We start from the raw sequence: 22213 nt of genomic DNA, 5'->3' as shown, positions 1-22213 counted from the left end.
CTCGAAATTCTTGTTTCCTAAAGTTTTATATACCCGCATGTTCACTTTCTAAACCTTTCTTTTGAGAACAAGTAAAGTAAAGTCATCGTGCAGCTGAAAATCCTGCAGTTTGAGTAAGCTGGCGTAGATGGCATCCACCATTTCTTGAGCTGAATAGGATAGGTGCTCAGATATGAGTGTTTTGATGTCCTCTCGCTCTAAGAAACCATCCTCTGACTTGGATTCTGTGACCCCATCAGAGAATAAGATCACCATGTCTCCTGCGTCCAAATGCTTCTCGTACTGTCTGTAGTCAAAGTCTGGTGCGATCCCAAGGACAAGCCCTTTTGCATCTAAATCGTAAAATGTGTTCTCTTTTTTGCAATAGAAAAAGCCCGGCTCATGACCAGCCGATGCGTATTTAAACTCATGCGTTTCTTTATTATAGCTGCCATAGAACATCGTGATAAACATACTTGGGTCTACGTTTTGCTCGACTACACGATTCAGGGTTTTCAGCACCTTTGTTGGGCCGCTCCCTGACTCTGGCAAGGAATCCATCGCATATTTAATCATCGACATACAGAGCGCAGCCGGAATTCCCTTTCCAATGACATCTGCGATCGCGATATTGATTGTATCGTGATCCGTTACAAAATGGTAATAATCTCCACTCATTTGTTTTGCCGGTACACTAATTGCACCAATATCAAAGGTATCTCCTTCTGGAATTTTCGTTTCCAGAAGGGTTTGCTGAACATTTGCAGCAATTTCGATTTCAGATTTTATTTCTTGCTGGATGCCTCTGAGTGTTAAATGTTCTTGGTAGGCAAGTCCGTACCCAATCATGACTTCAATTAAGAAGTCTAGTGAATGAAAAACATCTTCCGGCAAATCAGGGTAAAGCTCCTGAATCACTTTTCGGTGAACACTCACTATTTCTTCAGGAGGTATTTGATGCTCAATGGTTTTACGGCTAAATTTTTGAGCTTGATAAAGCGATGTTTCAGTTAAATCACTGATATAACGACTGAGCAGCTGATGGTACCGCTGCTCCATTACCTCCTTAAAATCCATGGTTTCCCTCCTAGCGAAGCCACTTAACAGCTTGTATCTCCGTTCCTTGTTCTGGTGCAGAATCTAATTTAAATTCATCCATCAGTCGTCTGACGCCCGGAAGACCTGCTCCGAGTCCGCCTGATGTTGAAAATCCGTCTTCCATTACTTTACGTATATCCATGATACCTGGCCCCTCATCGGCTGCGATGACTTTGAGTCCACGCTTTCCGCGCTCCATCACTTCATCTATACAAATCTGACCTTTACCAGCGTATAAATAAATGTTTCGAGCTAATTCTGAAATGGCCGTCGTAATTCTTGCTTGGTCAACTGTTCCAAATCCAAGTTCTTTTGCAACATTGCGCCCCAATTGTCTTGCTGCGACTATGTCCCATTCCGTCAATATTCTTACACAGGATTGGTCTTTCATATCTATTCCCCCAATTCCCGCTTCAGTGTCTCAAGCCCTTGTTCAAGATCTAGTGCTGTCTGAATTTCTTCAAGCGATATTCCAAGTTCAATCAGCGTCACAGCGACTGCCGGCTGTATTCCTGTTAATACAACTTTTGCCCCCATGAGCTTGGACATCGTGATCACATCACCTAATACCTTTGCAATAAAGGAATCAATCATGTCAACGGATGTGAGGTCAATGACAACACCGTTTGCTCCTGTTTCATGAATTTTATTCAGCAAGTCTTCTTGAAAGTGGAGAGCTGTTTGGTCATCAAGCTCCCACTGTATCGAAATCAGAAGACAGTTATATAGTTTTAAGATTGGAATCTTCGGGTGATTTCTCACTGGGTTATCCCTCCAATGAAACAATTTTTCGATTTGTCATTTCCAAAGCAGTTTGAATTCCTTTTTGAAGGGTATTCTTTGTTGTAACTTGAGATAAATCAATTCCAAGGTTCACAATGGTTTGGGCTATTTCTGGACGAATACCGACAAGCAAGCACTTCGCACCTACTAATCTCACAGCCTCTGATGCTTGAATGATATGATGCGCCACCATTGTGTCAACGACAGGTACACCCGTAATATCAATTAAGACGACTTGTGAGCGATGTTTGACGACACCGTTGAGCAGATTCTCCATAATTTTTTTGGCACGTTCTGTGTCAATTGTTCCAACAAGCGGCATGACGGTAATGTGCTCAAATACTGGGATCAGCGGGGCAGAAAGTTCCTGCAGCGCGATTTTTTGAAGGTTGACTGTTTTCTCCCATGAGATGGAATACTGGTTTAAGATCTCGTTATGAATAGGCGTGATGAAGCGATCAATTTGCCAGATGAGGTCATGACTTTCTTCTGTTGTATCTTTGTCATTGTTCATTTTTTGATATAAATGTGAACGGATTTCTGTTAGACCATTTGCCAGTAACTTAAGTGATATACCCATTTGAACAATTTTTAAAGCAAAAGTTTGCACTTTTTCTTCAAAATCTTCAGCATACCCTTCTGAAAGAGATGTAATGATTAAATGAACATATTCCGAACAGATGGTTTCATACATATTGTCGTTCAGCATCATGTCCGTTTCCTTTTCTCCGAGTCGTCTAAAAATGTCCGTCCACTCTTTTTGTAATTCCTCTCGATGCTCTCTTGCAAAAGCTAACACGATATGATTCGACATGTTTTACCCCCTACGTACATAAACAGCACTTCTTTTAGTCTTTCTTCATTATAACGTTAATAAAAATTGAACACAAAAAAAAGTTGCTCCCAAGAGAGCAACCAAATCTCACCATATTAAAAATCAATAAGAGCCAAACTAACTTGTAAGGCTTCATCAACCTTCTCCATCATCTCGTCATCAAGATGTGTGATTTTATCTGTCAATCTTTGTTTATCGATTGTACGAATCTGCTCCAAGAGAATGACAGAATCTCGCTCAAAGCCGTAGCGCTTTGCATCAATTTCGACGTGAGTCGGTAATTTCGCTTTTTGTATTTGGGCTGTTATGGCTGCAACGATAGCAGTCGGGCTGAAGCGATTTCCAATGTCATTTTGAATCACCAATACTGGGCGAACCCCGCCCTGCTCGGAGCCAACAACAGGAGATAAATCAGCAAAGTAAACATCACCGCGTTTAACAATCAAATGTTTAACCCCCGCTGACTAATCGCTCAACTGTATTCTCAGCCTCAAATTCTGCGTATTGTGCCTCTGAAGAGATATTCAGATTAATTTTCGCCATCTCCATGTAGCCGCGTCTCATCGATTCACGATTTTGTCGAATATTACGTTCACGAATATACGTTTTTGTCGCTCGGTAGATCAATTCATTTCTTGTTACCTTATCCTGCTCTGCTACTCGTTCGATTTCAGACATCAAAGCCTCCGGTAGTCGAATCTTCATTTCGTTTGTTGCGCTGGATTCAGACAAAAAACATACACCTCCACAAAACTTACGGATACCGTTTCGATCCATTCCAAGACTAATCATACCATTATTCAATGCGCAAGCAAAGCTGTTTTTTCATGATTTCTTATTAGAACATGAAGCGGCTGTTCACCCGTAAATCAAAGATGATAATGGAGTTCCTCTTTCACATTATACGCTTTTTTCCGAAAATCATACGGTATTTCCAAAATCTCTAAAAAAGGGAGAATGTTTACCCCTTCTTTGTAGAATAAAAAGGAACGATGTCAGTTTGACGATCGTTCCTGTGAAAGCTGCTAGAAAAAGCTTGACCCGCCTTGAAGCAGCGGATTCCGCACATGCACCCTTTTGCCGTCCTCTATATATACTCTTGGGACGCGGTGGCCAATGGAGCAAGTGACTTCATAGTTAATGGTTTCAAGCCTTTTTGCAATTTCATCGACTGATACCATTTCTTCACCTTGTCCACCAATCAAAACGACTGGCTCCCCTGCTGGAAAGTTCTCTTTCAGTTCAACCATGAATTGATCCATACATACCCTTCCGGCAATCTTCCGGCGCTTTCCGCCAACAAGTACTTCCGTTCCTGCCAGCTTCCTGATCCACCCGTCTGCATAGCCGACTGGTACCGTACCAATCCATGTATCTTGATTGGCGGTATACGTCGCCCCATAGCTGACACTCTCACCCTTTTGAATGAGCTTCACATGGGCGAGCTTTGTATGAAGAGACATGGCTTCTTCCAGCTTGAAAGGAAGTTCATCTTTGATTTCCTCTGATGGTGACAGCCCGTACATACTGATGCCGAAGCGAACCATATTAAATAACACTTCTTTAAACCTTAAACCCGCTGCACTATTGGCACAATGAACGAGCAGCTTTTCCGTATGAAGCGGCTGAAGCAGGGTTTGAAAGGTGTCGACCTGCCGATCAAAATAGTTCTCATCCTTTTCATCTGCGGTCGCAAAGTGAGTAAATACACCTTCCAGCTGTAAATAAGCATGCTCGCTGACAAGCTTCTTTACTTCGCTGACTTGCTCCAACGTTTTCACACCTAAACGGTTCATTCCGCTGTCTATTTTCAAATGAAAACGAATGGGTTGTCCCATCTGCCCTTTCACCATAGCGTCGACTTCCCTCAGCCATTCTATGGAGTAAGCGGTCATGATCACATTGTATCGAACAGCGGTTTTGACATACTCCGGCGGTACTGCGCCGAGTACAAGAATTGGTGCTTTAATGCCTTGATTTCTTAAAGAAATGGCCTCATCTAAAAAGGCGACAGCTAACAAGTCTGCTCCTGCTTTGAGTGCAGCTCTTGCCACTTCTATATCTCCATGTCCATATGCATTGGCTTTCACAACAGCCATCAATTGAACATTTTGACCAATATGATCTTTCATATGTGAAACATTGTGCTTGATTGCGGTTAAATTAATTTCTGCCCATGTGTCTCTATAAAAGGCATTTGTGTCCATCAGTCACACTTCCCTATTGAATGATTCAATCCCTTCATATGATACTAAAAATCAAGAATAATGTGAAACAAATCAAAGAAAATCAGCCCTTGCACAGGGCTGATGCTTCATTTATCAAGGCTTTCCGCCTGAGAATCTCATTTATTTAGCTGACTGGCCTTCTACACTCTTTGCGACCATCAAAAGCTCTTCTTTCGATAGATCACTTGAGGAAATTAAGTAGTCAACTCCGTCAGATGTCCATGAGAGGGATTGATCTGTCAGAACCCCTACTGTCATACCAAGATCGACCGGCTCGCCGTTCATCGTGACAGGCGTAGATGCTTCAGCTACTCGCGCTTTTTCCTGAATGAGTGTGAAGGATTTCTTGCCGCCGTACGTAATTACATAACGCTTCCCAGCATCTGTCGTCATTTCTTTCTCTTCCATCTTCTTCACGCCTTCTGGCATATCAACTGGTGTTTTCACCGCAAAGCTGTCAGATGGGTCTGCACTTGTGGCAACATCCATTTGAGAGAGTGTCATGTTTTTCTTCTCATCAAATGCATCTTTGTCAAAGGATTTATTGAATTCAAAGTGAGAGAATTCCACTTTCACCATTGGCTTTTTGTCGCTATCCAGCACTTTCACACTGGCAGGCGCCATTGTTTTCTTATGAAAGGTAATCTCTTGGGTAGGCAGCATTTGGTTGTGCTGATAATTGGTCTTCGTTTCAAACACATACTTTGACTCTTTCGCTTTGAACTGAGCTGCGCTGTCATTTTTAATATCCTTCACAAGTGATTCGAATAAATAGACCTGACTGCTATTATTCGGCCAATCACTATGGAAACGGAAGCTCTTGTTCAATGAAGGTGTCAGCACAAACACACCATTGCCATTTCTTAAAATGACTTGACTCTGATCCTTTTTCGGATTTTCTAAATAGACACGGTAAAGCTCCGGCTTTTTGTACCAAATTTCTACCTGGTACTCCTGCGGGTCATTTCCTGTCTCAATGGTCATTTTTGCTTTGGCTTTGTATGATGTCATTTCCTCTGCCTTTTTGTTTAAATCTCCAACGATATCTTGCTGAGATTTTTGACCGCATGCGGAGAGAATCAGTACAAAAAGGATTCCCGTTACAAGCAAAACAAAGCTTTTTCTCACCCTTTTCAACCCCTTCGTTAATTGTGTTAAAAGGAAGAAACCGCTTGTTTGACTTTAACAGTACGCCTCAAGAGTTAACTGCGTACCGCGAACCATCAAAGCCTGTTAGCAACTCGCCCTTCCTTATCGCACTACCCAATATATGAAGGGGGGACAAACAATATGCAGACTAGCTTGACAACCTTTCAATTAAAACTTGTGCAGCAGCATATTCCTTTGTATGGGTAATGGACACATGAACCTGATCTCCCTCCGCTTTCTTGCTTTTGATGAAGGGTTTTCCCTTATCGTCTTTTTGAATGTCTATGTCATGAAAGCTTAAATGCTGACCGATTCCTGTTCCGTATGCTTTAGCGAAAGCTTCCTTTGCCGCAAAGCGCCCTGCCAAAAATTCCAGCTGTCTTTTTTCACTCAGTGTACGAAAGACGTCCTGTTCACTTAAAGTCAAAATGCGTTCCGGTAAACGAGGCTGTCTGCTGAGCACTCGCGAAAGACGGTCGATCTCTACAATATCAAAGCCTATTCCTTTAATCATGAGGTACCTCCTATGATACTCGTACTAATTTAAGTGTTCGCTTCATAAACGTGTTACTATAAACTTACCATTATCTAGTCAAAAGGGGTTTGTTATGTTTATTCGAACGGAGAGCTTTCAACAATTTATTAGATCGTATCCAATCGTAACAGCGATCCTTGCTTTACAAATTGGCCTGTGGCTTATATTTGCGGTTCCTATCCCTATTATACAGCTTGGACAGGATCATCTCGTCGGTTTCAATTATGGTGTAGCGGCTGGGGAATGGTGGCGGCTCGTTACACCTATTTTTCTTCACGGAAGTCTCACGCATATTTTATTTAATTCCATGTCCCTTTTCTTATTCGCCCCAGCGCTTGAACATTTGCTTGGGAAGGTTCGATTTCTGATCATTTATCTTGGTGCAGGATTCATTGGCAATCTCGGAACCTATTGGGTGGAGCCTTTAGAGTATGTACACGTTGGCGCTTCTGGTGCGATCTTCGGTTTGTTTGGGGTTTATCTATACCTTGTCCTGTTTAAACCGCACATGATGGACCGCGGGAATTCACAAGTGATTTTAACGATTCTTGCTGTTTCTGTCATTATGACGTTCGTCAATTCGAACATCAATATCATGGCTCACTTATTTGGATTGATCGGCGGTATGCTTCTAGCACCGATTACGCTGCTTTTCCATTCGAAAAAAAGACGCTATTAATCTCATAAAAAATGTCGATCACTCCTCAAGCAGGAGCTGATCGACATTTTTCGTTTAGGACGATTGATTTTTTTCATATGAATACCAATCAAATACACGTGCCGCATCTTCTTCCTCAAGGTGATGCACACCAAAGGAATCAAGCAGCGCAGAGGATTTCACAAAGGTGTGAATACTTGCGACCCGGCCTTTCTTTTGGAAAAAAGATTGCGTCATCGTATAGTTTTGCATTCGTTTTCTAAGGACAATGCCAGTGGTCTTGCCAATGCCTCTTGATGTCATTTGAATCAATGAATCTTTGATTGTATATCCTGATTGTTTATAAGCTAAATAGCCGAAGAATAGAGCAAGCGGTAACGGAATGAGTCCCAAATACCCCCATGGTGGAAAGCGTACCGACAGGATGACACCTGCAAGTAACGGCACAAAGCCATATGAGATCAGGTAGCGTTTGAGTGAACGCTTTGGCACTTTTTTCAGCTCTGTTTCTGGTGCTACATGATAATGATCGGTGAATTGTGACAGCAATTCATTTATTTTTTTCTTCCGAATGAGCGGAAATAAGACGGAAGAGGTTTCTTTCTCTGTAATTGAACCTCCTGCACTAACAAGCATCACGGTCGCAAAACCAAAAGGCTCACGGATCATATTCTCTTTGATTTTCACTGCTTGAATTCTCGCAAGTGGAATGGTCATTTGATGTCTCTCGATGAGCCCTCTTGTAATGATGATGTCATTCCCTTTTCGTTTTGCAGCAAAATTTGCATACTGAAGTGCTGTTACCCCAACACTCAAGATCCAAGCGATCAATACGGCAAGAAATATCAAAATCGCATAGATTTCAATGCTCGCATGGCTTAAAAAAGAGAACTGCTTGAAAAACCCGTCCAAAGGGAGAATTTCATCTATTTGCGTGTAGATGGCGAGACACCCTGAGATAATGACACCGATACCGCTTGAAGTGGTGGCAGCCAAAAGCAATTCTGGCACACCCATATGATAGGAGACATTGATTTCTTCCTGCATAGGTTTTTGCGCAGTCAAATGGCCATTCAGATCACCTGCTTCATCCGTCATTTCTTCTTCCTGCAAGCTTTTCTTCCGGTTGAAAATCGACTGCTTTAATTGTTCTGCTTCTGCTTTTGTAATCGCGGTCAGGCTCACTTCTGGACCATCCGTTCCGCCTGCCGTTTCGATTTGAACCCGCACTAAACCGAAAATCCGCTGAAAAATGCCTTCACTTGTATTAACCGTTTGAATTCGTTCTAACGAGATATATTTTTTCTTTTTCGTAATCACACCCGATTCCACACGAAATTCATCGTCTTCCATCCGGTAAGTGAATCGTCTCCATTCTAAAATGGTAAAAACGGCTTTCCACAAAAGAAGCACACCAAGAATGATAAATGCATAAAAGCGAATGCTCGAATTCGAGTTCACAAAAATCAACACGAAAAAAGGGATAATGAAGTTTTTGATCATGGATACAGCATCTGATATAAATTCAATGAACATCGAAATGGGATGTACACGTTTTGGTTCAGACATCATCTTCCGTCACCCTTGCTAAACGAGATATGTAATCACGAAGCTCATCTGCCTCTTCTAATTCTAGCGCCGGTATATCATGAACTGTGGCAGCAGTCGAAATTTGAACAGATGCCAAACGGTAGCGCCTTAAAAGCGGCCCTTGAGATGTATCAACATGCTGAACACGAACCATTGGCACAATGACACGTGTGACGCGAATGAGTCCATGCTGTATTTCAATTTCATTTTCGAATACTTCGTAGCGCCAGATGTGGTGGCGGATTTTTGGAATGAGCCAAATGCCAAAAATGACCTGTAAGACCCATAAACCAGAAAGAATCGCTCCAATCCAATATGGCCATTGAAAATAGTAGCTGGCAACAAATACCCCAATGATGATGAGTAAGAAAATCAATGAGATAATTCCATTTTGAAGACGCCATACCTTTAAACCATTTAAACTAATTTGACGTTGCGGCTGTTTTCTCACATTCTTCCCCCATTCTCTTACTTTTCTATCAATATATTACGTAACAAAGCCTAAAAAGTTTCAATTTTAAAAAAAGCGAACCCTGCAAAGGATTCGCTCTTGTATGTTAGTTGTTATAAGATTTCTTTTGACGACGATCGTTAGAAGAACGATTGCGGTCATTTGAAGAACGCTTTTTATCACCATAAGATGAACGGCTGTTCTTGCCTTTTCCACGGTAGCCTCCGCCACCGCCGCCGTCTCTGCGTTTAGAAGAGCTGCGGTTGTTACGATGACGTTTAGAAATCATCGGTGCTTCATCTGTTAAACGAACAGGCGTTGCATCCGGCTCTTTTGTCATCATTTTGATCGCAGCTGCAACCACTGTTACAGAATCATGATCTTCCAACAATTCGGCAGCAGCTGTCATGTAGAAGTTCAAGTTGTTTTCACTGATGATTGTGCGTAGACGGTCAACTGTTACTTGCTGTTGTCCTTCAATCGCCTCATCTAGTGTAGGTTCTTTCATACGATCCATTTTACGTTTAGTCGTTTGCTCAATCGCACGAAGCATATCTTTTTCACGTGGTGTGATGAATGTCATCGCCATACCTGTACGTCCAGCACGTCCTGTACGTCCAATACGGTGCACGTAGCTTTCTGGATCTTGCGGTACGTCAAAGTTATACACGTGTGTTACGCCTGAGATATCAAGTCCACGTGCTGCAACGTCTGTTGCGACAAGCACATCGATTGAACCCTCTTTGAATTTACGAAGCGCAACCATACGTTTTGCTTGAGTCAGGTCACCATGAATTCCTTCAGCTGTATAACCTCTAAGGTTAAGTGCTTCAGTCAATTCGTCAACACGGCGTTTCGTACGGCCGAAGACAATTGAAAGCTCAGGTGATTGAATGTCAAGAAGACGAGTCAATGTATCAAACTTTTTACGTTCGTGAATATCCAAATAGAACTGTTGGATGTTAGATACAGTCATTTCTTTCGCTTTTACTTTTACGTGTTCTGGGTTTGTCATGAAACGCTCTGCAATGCGCTTAATTGGTGCAGGCATTGTCGCAGAGAATAAAAGTGTTTGGTGTTCACTTGGTACATTTGAAAGGATCGCTTCAATGTCTTCGATGAAACCCATGTTTAGCATTTCGTCTGCTTCATCTAGCACAACTGTTTCAACGTTTTGAAGACGCATTGTACGACGGTTAATGTGATCGAGTAAACGTCCTGGAGTCCCTACGATGATATGAGGATTTTTCTTGAGCGAACGGATTTGACGGCCGATATCTTGTCCACCGTAAATAGGAAGTACGCGTGCACGCTTGTCTTGGCCGATTTTATATAGCTCTTCAGATACTTGAATCGCTAATTCTCTTGTTGGCGCAATGATAATCGCTTGGATATTTGGAGACGCTGGGTCGATTTTTTCAACCAGAGGAATACCAAATGCTGCAGTTTTTCCTGTTCCTGTTTGTGCTTGTCCGATGACATCTTTATTTTGAAGACCGAGAGGAATCGTTTCTGCTTGAATCGGTGTTGCTTCTTCAAATCCCATGCGGTTAATAGCCTTCATGAGACTTTCGCTTAATTGAAAATCTTGAAACGTTATAGTCAATTTATTCAAACTCCTTCTAATTGCTGTTTCAGTAATCTCGTGAATGATCATTAAAAACTGCCCTTTTCTAAAAGGACAGGTCCATTATATACAAAGCCCGAATTACCCTACCTTATATCTTACCATTACACTATTTGTTTTTCAACAAGACAGAAATGGATATATCTACTGTTCTACAATGACAGATTCACCTTCACTTTGATCTCCGTCCATCCATTTCCACTTTTCAAACAGTTGAATTTTTCCGTTATCCAGCTGCTTTGGAGTGGAATTGCAAGTCCCGCTTCTCATACTGCCGTCCTTGCTTACATGGTGGTATCTAAAATGAAGTGTTCCATCCTCATTCACAGTTCCTACAAGTACGCCAGATACAATACTGCCGCCTTGATATGTGCCCGTTAATATATTCCCGTCCTGACGATATTGAAATATGGTTCCTGCTGATACTTCTCCGTTACTCGAATTAGACTGCGGGATAAAGGTTTTTCCGTCATATTGAAACAACCGAATCAACCACCTTTTCTTTCCTATTGTACCATATGCCTGTCACTCATTCGACAAAAATGATGCAAATTTTAACAAGTGGGATTCAATTTATATTAGTTTAGCCACATTTTAGCTTTTCTATATATTAAATTGCTTTTTTTAGAAAATGTTCTACTTTCTCAAACAATTGCTGAGCACATGGCTCATGACAAACATGATGTTTACAATCGGGCAAATAAAACATTTCTTTCTGGCGAGACGGGACTTTATGATAAATAAATTCTGCACTTGAAGCAGGCACAATCCCGTCGCTTTCACCTTGAACAATTAACACAGGCAGATGAAGCTTCTCAAGCGAATTCTTCGTTTGCTTTACCAGCTTCATAAATTCTATCGCAGCTGAGAGCGGCGTGCTTGTGAGCTTATGGCGATATCGATCATATAAAGGGTTTGTATCAATGATCCCTGACAGGGACTCCTTCACCATCTGCCTTGTGTCTTGCATCATTTGTTTTGGGTTCACATATTTAGCCGCAGCACTTAATAGGACGAGACGGGCAACTGGGTACTTCGCTGCTAAGTAAGAAGCAATCATTCCGCCCATAGAAAAGCCGATCAAATACACGGTGTCACAAGTTCGATAAAGGGATAGAAGTTCGAGTTCAGCTGTCGCTATCCATTCTTGATAAAGAATGCCTTTTAACTGAAGCTCATCCCCATGCCCCGGAAGCGTGACCGACTGCACTTCCCAATCTGCCGTCTGTTTTAAATATTGCGCCAGCGGTTCTACTTCATAAGGGGCACCCGTAAAACCGTGGATACATAAACAGCCAATCATTCTGTCACCTTCTCACTTTTATAGTGCAGTAATGACTTCTTCCAATTTCATACCGCGTGAGGCTTTGACAAGCACAACATCGTCAGGCCCTGCCACTTCAGCTAGTTTTTTCTTCAGGTCCTCTTTGTCCATAAAGGAGAATACGTGCTCAGCCCCGAATGATTTTTTCGCTCCTTCAGCAATGAATGCACCTAGACGGCCATACGTCATGACATGATCAATAAATTCCGGCTTGATGTAACGGCCAAGTTCATAATGATACGTTTCTTCTTCGCTGCCCATTTCGAGCATATCTCCAAGTACAAGAATACGATTTGCGAAGCCGTCCATATCTCCCACAAGATCAATGGCTGCTTTCATAGAAGTAGGACTTGCATTATACGCATCATTAATGACAGTGATTCCTTTATCTGTTTTAAACAGCTCAAGACGCATCCCCGTCAACTTCGTTTGCATCAGTCCCTGGGCTATTTGTCTTTCATTCAGCCCAAAATGCTGGCCAATAGCAATAGCAGCAAGTGCATTCTTCACATTATGTTTCCCTAATACAGGAATGAGAAAACCTTGGGCATATCCTTCGACCTGAAATTCTGTTCCTTCTGCAAGCTGGTTGATGTGCGTTACCTTGATATCACAGTCCTCTGCTTCTCCAAAGGTTTTTACACGATGAGAGAGTGAACTTGCTCTTTCGCGAAGCAAAGGCTCATCACCTAGGTAATAAAAGATACCGTCTTCTTTTAACCCTTTGACGATCTCACATTTTGCATCAGCAATGGCTTCTCTTGATCCTAAATCTTGCATATGAGATTCCCCGATATTTGTGATGACTGCCGCATCCGGCTCAGCGAGATCTGATAAAAATTCGATTTCGCCTTTTGCACTCATACCCATCTCCAAAACCGCAATATCGGTTCCTTCTGGCATTGCAAGAATGGTGAGCGGAAGACCGATATGATTATTAAAGTTACCGTCTGTTTTATGAACTTGATACGCTGTTTGCAAGACGGAATGAATCATGTCTTTCGTTGTGGTTTTCCCATTACTTCCTGTAATACCGACAACACGAGGGTTTTCTTCTTTTAAGTATGATTTCGCCAGCTGTTGAAGCGCAGCTAGTGTATCCTCTACAAGAATTACTGGAACGCCTTCTGGCGGATTGGCTTCTTTTTGATTCCAAAGAACAGCTGAGGCTCCTAGCTCCACTGCTTTTGAAGCAAATGTGTGACCGTTAAAATGTTCTCCAATAAGCGGGATAAACAGGGCGCCGTTTGATACTTTTCGTGTATCTGTTGTCACTCCGTGAATCTGTTCTTCGCCAAAAGCTTGATTAGATAGGGTTCCACCAGCCATTTGGGCGATTTGTTTCACTGTACGTTTGATCATGATTTTTCGCCTCTCTTTCTCATTTCACGTTTGAAGGAAAAGAGACACTACCTAAGGATAGTGTCTGCTTGCTGCTCACATTAAAAAGTTGTTTTAATGGTTTGTTTTTCTTGATGGCGTTCAATTGCAAGTGACACCAGCTTTTCAATTAACTCTGGATACTCTACACCAGTGTGCTTCCAAAGTAATGGGAACATACTAAATGGTGTGAATCCAGGCATTGTATTCACTTCATTGATCAACACTTCACCTTTTTCTGTAAGGAAGAAGTCTGCACGTACGAGACCAGATCCATCGAGGGCTTTAAATGCCTTAATCGCCATGTCATGAATCGTCTTATATTCATCCTCTGACACACTCGCCGGAATGATCAAATCTGTATCGCCATCTTCATATTTTGCTTTGTAATCATAAAAATCTGTTTTAGGTGCAATCTCACCAACGACAGAGCATTTCGGCTCATCATTGCCTAACACACCAATCTCGATTTCTCTTCCAACGACGCCTTCTTCTACGACCACACGACGATCATATTGGAAAGCGAGGTCAAATGCAGTCTGCAGTTCTTCTTTGCTGCGGCATTTGCTAATTCCAACACTTGATCCCATGTTGGCAGGTTTCACAAAGCATGGATAGCCCAGTACTTTTTCAACCTGTTCTAAACTGTCTCGTGTCGCTTTCTCGTAGTCTTTTTTATTGAAAGAAAGGTGCTTTGCTTGTGCAAGTCCTGCTTGTGCAAAAACATCTTTCATCATGACTTTATCCATACCCGCGGCAGACGCGAGAACGCCGTTGCCGACATACGGGATATTTAACAGTTCAAGTAATCCTTGCATTGTGCCATCTTCTCCATTTGGTCCGTGCAGCAACGGGAAGACAACATCAATTTTCTCATCAGCCGATGCAGGCTGTGGAAACATGCTTTCATTTAAAGAAGTTGGTAAAAACGTCTTTGCGTTCTGTTCAAATTGAAGCATTTTGACGTTTGATACTGGTTCAGTGAGTTTTTCTCCTCTTAACCATTCACCCTCTTCTGTAATATAAATTGGATGTATATCGAACTTCTCAGTGTTAAGTGCTTTTGTAACTGCAAGGGCTGTTTGCAGTGATACATTATGTTCGGCTGACTTTCCGCCGTAAATCAATCCTAAACTTATTTTCAATGGATACTCCCCCCACTAAAATTCATCTTTACTATCTTATCACTTTCAAGCAAAAATGCTCTAATTAATTTTTGTTGTTACGTAATTGAAATGATTTGTAAAGGTTGTAAGCGCCTCCCGAGCATTTGTATGTCATTCGCCTTTATTTTATATTAAAATGACATTGAAAAGGAGTTGTGACAAATTGAAAAAAATCACAAGTACTGAACAATTCAATGAAATTATTCAATCAGACAAAGAAGTCATCGTTAAATTCTTTGCAACATGGTGTCCTGACTGCACAAGAATGGACATGTTCATTCCAGACATCCTAGAAGCTTATGCTCACCATGAATGGTTTGAAATAAATAAAGATGATTTCCCAGAATTAGCTGAAACGTATCAGGTAATGGGCATTCCAAGCCTGTTAATTTTCAAAAATGGTGAAAAAACAGGTCATTTACACAGTGCAAATGCAAAATCGCCTGAAGAAGTGACAGAATTTCTTCAAGAGCACGTTTCTTAATTGATGAAACGAAGGACATCAGCAAGCTCTTGCTGATGTCTTTTTTCTTTTTAAATCTCTTCATAAGACGCGCTTCACAGCCAAAACGTTTCAAATTGATGTTTCACTTACGACAAGTCATGACAAAATTATTTCCTGGGAAAGAATGTAGCGTCGAACCAGCTTGGAATATGTCGGTTACGTGAATTTTCTGAATTGAATCTTTACTTCTGACATTTGTCTTTGTATAATGGAGTTGCTAATTGAAAATGATTATCAATTTCATCTATGTGAAATCCTATAGACGTCCATTCTAATAAGGGAGCGATAAGTCACATGTCTAAGAAGAAAATTAAAACCTATCAGCAATTGATTGAAGAGAACAAAAAGGCCATCATGCGCGATCCTCAAATGATGGAAAGTATTTACGAAACCATTGACAAAAAACACCAGAAGCAGCTTGCAGCTGCTGGGCGTGAATCATAACTATTAGAGGAGCAGTCATCACTGACTGCTCTTTTTGTCTGCTTCAACAAAATAAAAAAGCCGATAAAATCTGTTATTCGATTTTATCGGCTTTTGTTTTAATTTGCTTTCGCTACACGGTCCTGCTTCATTCCTAAATAAATGAGCATATATGTGAGATAACCCATTGTCATCGTTAAACCACCGAAGAAAAATTGAGAAAAGACTGGTTCCTCAAATGTCGTGACGGCAGCAAGAACGATCCAGCTCGCATATAAATAGACCATGAACCATTTCATGTTTCTTTTAAGTGTATACAGAAAGAAAAGACCCGCTAACGAAAAGATCCCCAGCGCTAGTCTGAAATAAACAAGGTGATCAAACTGGAAGGCAAAAGACACAAACGAAAACGACAGCAGCAACAAAATTGGTAAAGCCGTAATGAAATTTTTCACGATAGTGCCACCTCCATGACTCCTTCTTATTATAAGACAAAATCAGCCGGTTATCGTGAAATACAGACTCGTTTTCACAAAGATGTCACGAATTTTTCTTGTTATTTGACACAATTTTTACACATTTACATCACGTTTCCAAAAAAGAATCCAAGCCGATCCAATAAAGAAAACAAAATGCGCCCCTACTATAAATAGAGAAAACAGAATGCTCATCCCATGAAAAGGCGGCGGTCCTTGAAAGCTGTACTGAGTAAAGTCCGTATTCGCGAAAAGGAGGATTTTCCCCCACTGATTTTCTAAGAGAGACATGATCGGTACAAGTGATTTCGCCGCATATAAAACAAAAAACGAGGTCACAAGGGCAACAAGACTGTTTCTAAACAAACTGGAACACATAAAAGCAAAGCTTGCCATCATGATCACTTCCACCCACTGAGATCCAATGACGGCAAACGTATGCTGAAATAATTGCCCCGTTCTTTCATCAAAATCAGTACCGAAGAAAATAAGACCAAATAGAAAAGCCAAAACATAATAAAAAACAAACAAATAAATGACTGTCAGCACAAGTGTGATGTATTTTGACAGAAAAATGTGCAGTCTTGTTTTTGGCCGGATCAATAGAAACTTGATCGTCCTTTTCTGAAACTCTGTTGAGATCAAGGTCGCGCCAATAACAACAGCAAGTACCTGCAAAATAAACACGACGTTCGTGGAATAAGCAAAATAGTTCGCGACTGTGTCTTGTCCACCAAAGCTTGATATGACTCGTTTCAAGGTTAGAGCCATGGCCAGTTGAAATACAACGATCAATAAAAGAGCAATGAATGTGATCTTTTTCTTCATGATTTTCTTATGCTCATTCTTGATGAGGTTAAGCATCTGTCGTCCCGCCTTCCGTCCATTTCATAAATGCCTCTTCAATTGACTGCTTTTGAGGCATCATTTCAAGTACATCAAACCCCGCCAGCACAAGCTGTTTGTTAAGCTCTGGCACACGTTCTTTGTTCAGTTGAAGCAGTACACGCGCTCCATTTCGTTCATATGTATAGTCGTGTGCATCAAGCCATGAGACCGCCTTTTCTACTGGCTGAATATTCATCAGCACCTGCTCTTTCCCCTCCATATCCCGGAGATGAGTACTAGCTTTGATCTGTCCCTTTTGAATGATAATCATGCGGTCACATAGCTCCTCTACCTCATGCAATAAATGCGTCGCAAATAACACCGAGGTTCCTTCTTCCTTTACAAGCATTTGTAAGTGCTCCCGGAATTCCTTCATTCCTGCAGGGTCCAGTCCATTTGTCGGTTCGTCTAAAATGAGCAGGTTCGGACGATGCAAAATAGCTTGTGCAATCCCAAGCCTTTGTTTCATCCCTAGTGAATACGTCTTGACCTTCTGATGAATGGCATCCTCAAGACGAACTCTTTCCACCACTTCCTGAATGCGTTCCTCCGTCACGCCATCGTGCATCGCTGCATACATTTCAAGGTTTTCAAAGCCCGTTAAATACGAATAAAATTCTGGGTTTTCTATGATCGCACCAACAGATGACATCGCCTTAAGAAAATCCTCATCTTGGGAATATCCATTGATCATGATGTTGCCATTGTTTTTTTTCATCAAGCCAACGATCAATCGAATCAAAGTTGTTTTTCCAGACCCATTGGGTCCAAGTAATCCAACAATTTCTCCTTGCCCAATGTCTATAGAAATATCCTGCAAGATCATTTTCCGGCCAATTTGTTTATCGACTTTCTCTACTTTTAAAACAGCAGACTGCAAAGTGGTTCCTCCTTCTGATGTAAAGCCTATGGCGACAGTTATGACCGCTCATCCTGTAAAAAGTATATCACGCGAGACAAATCAATCCATGAAAAAAAGGACTGATCCAGTCAGCCCTTCTTGCTTATTACAGTGATAAGTTAGGTGTCGGCGCTTCTTTCTCGTGTTTCTTTTCGGTTTCAGAAACAATCACCGCACATGCTGCGTCACCTGTAATATTAACTACGGTTCTTGCCATATCTAATAAGCGGTCTATGCCAAGGATCAGCGCTATTCCCTCAACAGGAAGATTCACGGAATTTAACACCATGGCCAGCATGATGAGCCCTACCCCTGGGACACCTGCTGTACCGATACTTGCTAAAACAGCTGTTAAGACAACCGTCAGCATTTGAACAAGCGTCAGTTCAACCCCATACACTTGAGCGATAAAAATGGTCGCAACACCTTGCATAATGGCTGTGCCATCCATATTAATGGTTGCACCCAGCGGCTGCACAAAGCTTGAAATCGGCTCTGGCACCTTTAAACGCTTTTGCGCTGTTTCCATTGATACCGGCAGTACTGCATTACTGCTTGATGTACTAAACGCAACAACCATCGCTGGTGAAAATCCTTTAAAGAATGCCATTGGATTTCGTTTAGCTAAGATAGCAATGGTTGATCCATATGTCAGGAAGAAATGCAGGATAAGCGCAATTAACACGACCGAGAAGTAAAGTCCCATCGCTTTCATGGCATCCAGCCCCTGACTGCCGATTGCCGTTGCAATCAAACCGAATGTCCCGTACGGTGCAAATTTCATCACAACACCGACAAGATACATCATTAATTCATATCCTTGTTCAAACAGCTTCAGCAAGCCTTCCGTTTTTTTACCAAGCATGGCTATGCCAAGACCTAAAAATACACAGAAGACGATAATTTGAAGCATATCTCCTTCAACTAGCGATTGGACTGGATTGGTTGGAATAATGTTGAGTAGTGTTTCTGCCATTGATGGGGCTTCCTCTGCGGAATAATCAGCCGCTTTTGTATCAAAATCGCCGAAGGCTCCCGGCTTGATCAATAAGGCTAATGAGATGCCAATAATGATGGCAAAAGTCGTAGTGAGCAGGAAATAAGTAATGGTTTTTGCGCCGATTCTGCCTAGCTTCTTCGGATCGCCAAGGCCTGCTACACCGAGCGTGATCGAAAAGAATACAATGGGCACAACAAGCATTTTAATCAGGTTTAAGAAGATTTGACCTAGAGGTGTAAATAAATAAGGGTCTAACACTTTGAATACATTTGGAGCAAAAAGGTTGAGCAGCAATCCTGTGATTGCACCTACAAACAAGGCAATAATAATTTTCGTCGCCAGCTTCAATAAAATCTCCCCTTCCTCGTCAAAAAGCCCACGAGAGAGTCTTCTCGTGGGCCTGCGTGTCCATACATGTACCACTGTCTACTCTCTTCACGCTGATGAGGTTAGCTGACGGGTTAGGACGAAGAGATGTCCTTTTTTCTCAGATAAGAAAAATTCACCCCAAAAACATGGGTCCCCCATTCCTTTAGAAGGATTAAGCGTGTGGTAATATGATATTTTCATACCATTTATACCTTATTTTTAGAAAATTGTAAACAGGTTCATATGAACTTTTTAATTACTTTCTTCCCTATTTGTCACTTCAAGAATATCTAAAATAAACACAAAGATTGGGATACCGATAATAAGTCCCCAAATGCCAATATAGTGTTCAGAGAAGATCAGCACAATAAACGTGAAGAAAATAGGGAGTTCTGTTTTAGCTGACATGAGCTTCGGATTCAAGAAGTATGCTTCAATAGCATGGATAATCACAATCACCAGCACAATATACAGGACATACATTCCGCCTCCGAGTGTATACGCAATGATGCTGAGTGGAATAAGAGAGATAACCACACCCGCTACTGGGATTAATCCTAGCAAAAAGACCATGACCGCTAATCCAAATAACTGCGGGAAGCCCATAATGCCTAGCGCAATGGTCGTTAGCACACAATTAACGGTTGCAATAATAAACTGTGCTTCGAGTACTTTTCCAAACGTTCGGGAAAATTTACGTCCAAAGAAGGCAATTTCATGATAGAATACGGAGATTTTACTCGTTTTGAACTTGTTCATGAATTGAATGAGGCGTTCTTTTTCGAACAGGAAGAACATGCTTAATATTAAGGACATAATGACCTGGATACTGAACGTGCTGAAATCGGTTATGTATGTATAGAGGAAATTAAACCCTTTCTCAAAGAAAGCTGATATTTTGAAATCTCCGAATACGTTCGTGATGACGTCAAAGAAGGGTAAATCTTGTGGGTGATCTGCAATTTTCTTTCCTAAATGGAATAGCTGCTCTACCTGTTTGGCGATGATTGGTACAAAAACGAATCCGCCAAATGTCAATCCACCAGCCAGAAGAATATACAAAATGGTAATGACCGATTTCTGTCCTATTTTCAGGAAGCGATTTAAAAAGCCTCTAATGACCTCTTCCAACCGATTCATCAAAAAGGTGAAAATGAAGGTCAAAAGAATTAAATTCATCATTCCTCTTAATAGATATAATGCTGTAGCTAATACTACAAATACTGAAAACCGCTTAACACCGGGTTTTTCGAACAATTTTAAAAATGCCGTCATTACGTTACACACCTGCCAGGACTAAAGTCTATTTTTCATCGTATCTGATATACATTATATCGGATCTTTCTGTAAATTATATAATAAAAGGTCAAAGAGGTCTTACGATTTGAATTAATTTTATTGGTTTTTCTTTTTTACACAAAAAAACCGAACCCATGTAGAACATAAGGTTTCGGTTTTTGGTTGTTTTTATACTAAACAGCTTGCTTCATATTCCGCATTTCCTGAAGTGCTGTTTTGCTCTTCGCTTCGTCAAATTCACCTTCACTCTTCGCGACAACAATTGTTGCGATGCCATTTCCAATGAGGTTTGTAATCGCTCTTCCTTCACTCATGAAGCGGTCAACCCCAAGCAGCAGTGCTAGACCCTCTAACGGAATGACCTGTAATGCCGCAAGAGTAGATGCAAGCACGATAAATCCGCTTCCTGTCACCCCAGCAGCTCCCTTTGATGTAAGCATCAGAACAAGGATAATAGTGATCTGCTGACCGATCGACAGGTCTACACCAAACACTTGCGCCAAGAAGACGACAGCCATTGATAAATAGATTGAAGTTCCGTCTAGGTTAAAGGAATAACCTGTTGGAATGACAAGACCGACAACAGACTTAGAGCACCCGTAGCGTTCCATTTTATCCATCATTCTTGGCAGCACGGATTCTGAAGAACTTGTGCCAAGTACAATTAAAATTTCATCCTTGATAAACCGCAGATAACCGAGCAGGCTGAAGCCATACATTTTACAAATGATGTTCAGTACAACGAAAATGAACAAGAACATGGTCAAATAAACGGAGAGCATCAGACTCGCCAGCGGTTTAATCGATGCCAAACCAAAGTGTCCGATCGTATAAGCCATCGCCCCAAATGCACCAAGAGGCGCAGCACGCATGATATAACCAATGATTTTAAAGAAAACAAGTGACAGCTTATCAAGCCATTCGATGATGCCTTTCCCCTTCTCGCCAAGAGCAGCGAGCGCGACACCGAATAGAATAGAGAAGAATAAGACCTGTAAAATATCACCCTTCGCAAAGGCGTCTACCATGTTAGAAGGAACGATGTGTGTGACGAATTCCATCCAGTCGATACCCTGTCCCCCATTTTGGGTATACTGTGAAACGTCCCCTTTTTCAAGCTTGCTATAGTCAAGACCTGCACCTGGCTTCATGATATTCACCACAAAAAGACCGATGACTAGAGCAAGTGTCGTGACGACTTCAAAATAAATAAATGCTTTTCCCCCAACTTTCCCAACCTTTTTCATATCACCCATCTTGGCAATACCAAGAACAATGGTTAAGAAAATAATTGGTGCAATGACCATTTTAACGGCATTGATAAAGGTGTCACCAAGCGGCTTCATTTCTTTTCCGACGTTTGGCCAAACCATCCCGACAATGATCCCGATAATGACAGCTGCAATTACCTGAAATGTCAGGTTCTTCAAAATCCTTTTCATAAAAAATCAACTCCCTCACCCTTTGATGTAAACGCTTAACTATTATCTGTAGATAAATGATAGCGATTTCATCAAAGGCTGTGAAGCTTATGGACATATCGTACATT

The 22213-nt window shown here is 41.4% G+C and carries 25 protein-coding genes and 1 riboswitch; of the genes, 3 read left to right on the top strand and 22 right to left on the bottom strand.

The annotated features are described in order from the left end of the window. Positions 1-48 precede the first annotated feature (48 nt). From NSQ76_RS02850 to acpS, 9 genes are all read right to left on the bottom strand, one after another. The gene (locus NSQ76_RS02850) at positions 49-1056 is read right to left on the bottom strand and encodes a PP2C family protein-serine/threonine phosphatase (protein WP_024425391.1); all 1008 of its coding nucleotides are present in this window, start codon (positions 1054-1056) and stop codon (positions 49-51) included. A 10-nt stretch (positions 1057-1066) separates the two neighbouring features. After that, positions 1067-1468, bottom strand: a complete 402-nt coding sequence (locus tag NSQ76_RS02845) for an anti-sigma regulatory factor (RefSeq protein WP_024425390.1) — start codon at positions 1466-1468, stop codon at positions 1067-1069. Between the two features lie 2 nt (positions 1469-1470). Further along, positions 1471-1839, bottom strand: coding sequence for an RsbT antagonist protein RsbS (rsbS, locus tag NSQ76_RS02840; RefSeq protein WP_003214235.1), 369 nt, complete (start codon positions 1837-1839; stop codon positions 1471-1473). Positions 1840-1843: 4 nt separating this feature from the next. After that, positions 1844-2674, bottom strand: a complete 831-nt coding sequence (locus NSQ76_RS02835; protein WP_025093581.1) for an RsbT co-antagonist protein RsbRA — start codon at positions 2672-2674, stop codon at positions 1844-1846. Positions 2675-2790: 116 nt separating this feature from the next. Next, entirely contained in the window at positions 2791-3141 is a 351-nt protein-coding gene (gene ndoA / locus NSQ76_RS02830; RefSeq protein WP_024425388.1) for a type II toxin-antitoxin system endoribonuclease NdoA, read from the bottom strand. A 4-nt stretch (positions 3142-3145) separates the two neighbouring features. Beyond that, complete coding sequence (locus NSQ76_RS02825) at positions 3146-3427, bottom strand: hypothetical protein (protein WP_003214273.1); 282 nt, start codon at positions 3425-3427, stop codon at positions 3146-3148. A 293-nt stretch (positions 3428-3720) separates the two neighbouring features. Then, positions 3721-4902, bottom strand: a complete 1182-nt coding sequence (alr, locus tag NSQ76_RS02820) for an alanine racemase (RefSeq protein ID WP_263905473.1) — start codon at positions 4900-4902, stop codon at positions 3721-3723. A gap of 141 nt (positions 4903-5043) precedes the next feature. Then, a complete protein-coding gene (locus tag NSQ76_RS02815) occupies positions 5044-6060 on the bottom strand; it encodes an outer membrane lipoprotein-sorting protein (protein ID WP_087975235.1) in 1017 nt (338 codons plus the stop codon). 160 nt (positions 6061-6220) lie between these two features. After that, positions 6221-6586: a holo-ACP synthase gene (acpS, locus tag NSQ76_RS02810; protein WP_263905474.1), complete on the bottom strand. Its 366-nt coding sequence runs from the start codon at positions 6584-6586 to the stop codon at positions 6221-6223. A 94-nt stretch (positions 6587-6680) separates the two neighbouring features. Between acpS and NSQ76_RS02805 the strand changes: the two genes are divergently transcribed. Further along, positions 6681-7286: a rhomboid family intramembrane serine protease gene (locus NSQ76_RS02805; RefSeq protein WP_024425384.1), complete on the top strand. Its 606-nt coding sequence runs from the start codon at positions 6681-6683 to the stop codon at positions 7284-7286. Positions 7287-7340: 54 nt separating this feature from the next. On the opposite strand, the gene NSQ76_RS02800 is transcribed toward NSQ76_RS02805, so the two are convergent. From NSQ76_RS02800 to NSQ76_RS02770, 7 genes are all read right to left on the bottom strand, one after another. Further along, positions 7341-8837, bottom strand: a complete 1497-nt coding sequence (locus tag NSQ76_RS02800; protein ID WP_341052282.1) for a PH domain-containing protein — start codon at positions 8835-8837, stop codon at positions 7341-7343. Further along, on the bottom strand, positions 8827-9306 hold the full coding sequence (locus NSQ76_RS02795) for a PH domain-containing protein (protein WP_024425383.1): 480 nt from the start codon (positions 9304-9306) through the stop codon (positions 8827-8829). Before NSQ76_RS02795 ends, NSQ76_RS02800 begins: the two co-directional genes overlap by 11 nt. Positions 9307-9412: 106 nt before the next feature. After that, on the bottom strand, positions 9413-10912 hold the full coding sequence (gene cshA / locus NSQ76_RS02790) for a degradosome RNA helicase CshA (RefSeq protein ID WP_024427371.1): 1500 nt from the start codon (positions 10910-10912) through the stop codon (positions 9413-9415). A gap of 165 nt (positions 10913-11077) precedes the next feature. Further along, on the bottom strand, positions 11078-11416 hold the full coding sequence (locus NSQ76_RS02785) for a hypothetical protein (protein ID WP_024427370.1): 339 nt from the start codon (positions 11414-11416) through the stop codon (positions 11078-11080). A 127-nt stretch (positions 11417-11543) separates the two neighbouring features. After that, complete coding sequence (locus NSQ76_RS02780; protein WP_024427369.1) at positions 11544-12236, bottom strand: alpha/beta hydrolase; 693 nt, start codon at positions 12234-12236, stop codon at positions 11544-11546. Positions 12237-12254: 18 nt separating this feature from the next. Beyond that, complete coding sequence (locus NSQ76_RS02775; protein WP_341052276.1) at positions 12255-13619, bottom strand: UDP-N-acetylmuramoyl-tripeptide--D-alanyl-D-alanine ligase; 1365 nt, start codon at positions 13617-13619, stop codon at positions 12255-12257. A gap of 80 nt (positions 13620-13699) precedes the next feature. Beyond that, a complete protein-coding gene (locus NSQ76_RS02770) occupies positions 13700-14782 on the bottom strand; it encodes a D-alanine--D-alanine ligase (RefSeq protein ID WP_034283962.1) in 1083 nt (360 codons plus the stop codon). 184 nt (positions 14783-14966) lie between these two features. Between NSQ76_RS02770 and NSQ76_RS02765 the strand changes: the two genes are divergently transcribed. After that, a complete protein-coding gene (locus tag NSQ76_RS02765; protein WP_012008983.1) occupies positions 14967-15287 on the top strand; it encodes a thioredoxin family protein in 321 nt (106 codons plus the stop codon). 315 nt (positions 15288-15602) lie between these two features. After that, positions 15603-15752 carry a Fur-regulated basic protein FbpB gene (gene fbpB, locus NSQ76_RS02760; RefSeq protein WP_065215285.1) on the top strand — a complete coding sequence of 50 codons (150 nt, stop codon included), beginning with the start codon at positions 15603-15605 and terminating at the stop codon, positions 15750-15752. Positions 15753-15850: 98 nt separating this feature from the next. On the opposite strand, the gene NSQ76_RS02755 is transcribed toward fbpB, so the two are convergent. The 6 genes from NSQ76_RS02755 to dctP all read right to left on the bottom strand — a co-directional run bounded on the left by NSQ76_RS02755 (position 15851) and on the right by dctP (position 22106). Continuing rightward, on the bottom strand, positions 15851-16186 hold the full coding sequence (locus NSQ76_RS02755) for a hypothetical protein (protein ID WP_024427366.1): 336 nt from the start codon (positions 16184-16186) through the stop codon (positions 15851-15853). Between the two features lie 117 nt (positions 16187-16303). Next, on the bottom strand, positions 16304-17071 hold the full coding sequence (locus NSQ76_RS02750; protein ID WP_024427365.1) for an ABC transporter permease: 768 nt from the start codon (positions 17069-17071) through the stop codon (positions 16304-16306). Next, on the bottom strand, positions 17064-17975 hold the full coding sequence (locus NSQ76_RS02745; RefSeq protein ID WP_025093589.1) for an ABC transporter ATP-binding protein: 912 nt from the start codon (positions 17973-17975) through the stop codon (positions 17064-17066). The genes NSQ76_RS02750 and NSQ76_RS02745 overlap by 8 nt, the downstream gene beginning before the upstream one ends. 127 nt (positions 17976-18102) lie before the next feature. Then, positions 18103-19344 carry a dicarboxylate/amino acid:cation symporter gene (locus tag NSQ76_RS02740; RefSeq protein ID WP_341052273.1) on the bottom strand — a complete coding sequence of 414 codons (1242 nt, stop codon included), beginning with the start codon at positions 19342-19344 and terminating at the stop codon, positions 18103-18105. A gap of 76 nt (positions 19345-19420) precedes the next feature. Then, positions 19421-19554, bottom strand: a riboswitch (cyclic di-AMP (ydaO/yuaA leader). A gap of 63 nt (positions 19555-19617) precedes the next feature. Further along, on the bottom strand, positions 19618-20640 hold the full coding sequence (locus tag NSQ76_RS02735; RefSeq protein ID WP_024425375.1) for an AI-2E family transporter: 1023 nt from the start codon (positions 20638-20640) through the stop codon (positions 19618-19620). A gap of 197 nt (positions 20641-20837) precedes the next feature. After that, positions 20838-22106 carry a C4-dicarboxylate transporter DctP gene (gene dctP / locus NSQ76_RS02730; protein WP_224427123.1) on the bottom strand — a complete coding sequence of 423 codons (1269 nt, stop codon included), beginning with the start codon at positions 22104-22106 and terminating at the stop codon, positions 20838-20840. Positions 22107-22213: the final 107 nt, after the last annotated feature.

The sequence above is a fragment of the Bacillus sp. FSL M8-0256 genome (assembly GCF_038005765.1).
GTDB lineage: Bacteria > Bacillota > Bacilli > Bacillales > Bacillaceae > Bacillus > Bacillus safensis.
This window is presented reverse-complemented; position numbering and strand designations above follow the sequence as displayed.

What these genes read in the sequence shown, in the direction of transcription:
- NSQ76_RS02850 (WP_024425391.1), bottom strand. Translation starts at nt 1,056, where the DNA reads ATGGATTTTAAGGAGGTAATGGAGCAGCGGTACCATCAGCTGCTCAGT.
- NSQ76_RS02845 (WP_024425390.1), bottom strand. Translation starts at nt 1,468, where the DNA reads ATGAAAGACCAATCCTGTGTAAGAATATTGACGGAATGGGACATAGTC.
- NSQ76_RS02835 (WP_025093581.1), bottom strand. Translation starts at nt 2,674, where the DNA reads ATGTCGAATCATATCGTGTTAGCTTTTGCAAGAGAGCATCGAGAGGAA.
- alr (WP_263905473.1), bottom strand. Translation starts at nt 4,902, where the DNA reads ATGGACACAAATGCCTTTTATAGAGACACATGGGCAGAAATTAATTTA.
- acpS (WP_263905474.1), bottom strand. Translation starts at nt 6,586, where the DNA reads ATGATTAAAGGAATAGGCTTTGATATTGTAGAGATCGACCGTCTTTCG.
- NSQ76_RS02805 (WP_024425384.1), top strand. Translation starts at nt 6,681, where the DNA reads ATGTTTATTCGAACGGAGAGCTTTCAACAATTTATTAGATCGTATCCA.
- NSQ76_RS02800 (WP_341052282.1), bottom strand. Translation starts at nt 8,837, where the DNA reads ATGATGTCTGAACCAAAACGTGTACATCCCATTTCGATGTTCATTGAA.
- NSQ76_RS02780 (WP_024427369.1), bottom strand. Translation starts at nt 12,236, where the DNA reads ATGATTGGCTGTTTATGTATCCACGGTTTTACGGGTGCCCCTTATGAA.
- NSQ76_RS02775 (WP_341052276.1), bottom strand. Translation starts at nt 13,619, where the DNA reads ATGATCAAACGTACAGTGAAACAAATCGCCCAAATGGCTGGTGGAACC.
- fbpB (WP_065215285.1), top strand. Translation starts at nt 15,603, where the DNA reads ATGTCTAAGAAGAAAATTAAAACCTATCAGCAATTGATTGAAGAGAAC.
- NSQ76_RS02750 (WP_024427365.1), bottom strand. Translation starts at nt 17,071, where the DNA reads ATGCTTAACCTCATCAAGAATGAGCATAAGAAAATCATGAAGAAAAAG.
- NSQ76_RS02735 (WP_024425375.1), bottom strand. Translation starts at nt 20,640, where the DNA reads ATGACGGCATTTTTAAAATTGTTCGAAAAACCCGGTGTTAAGCGGTTT.
- dctP (WP_224427123.1), bottom strand. Translation starts at nt 22,106, where the DNA reads ATGAAAAGGATTTTGAAGAACCTGACATTTCAGGTAATTGCAGCTGTC.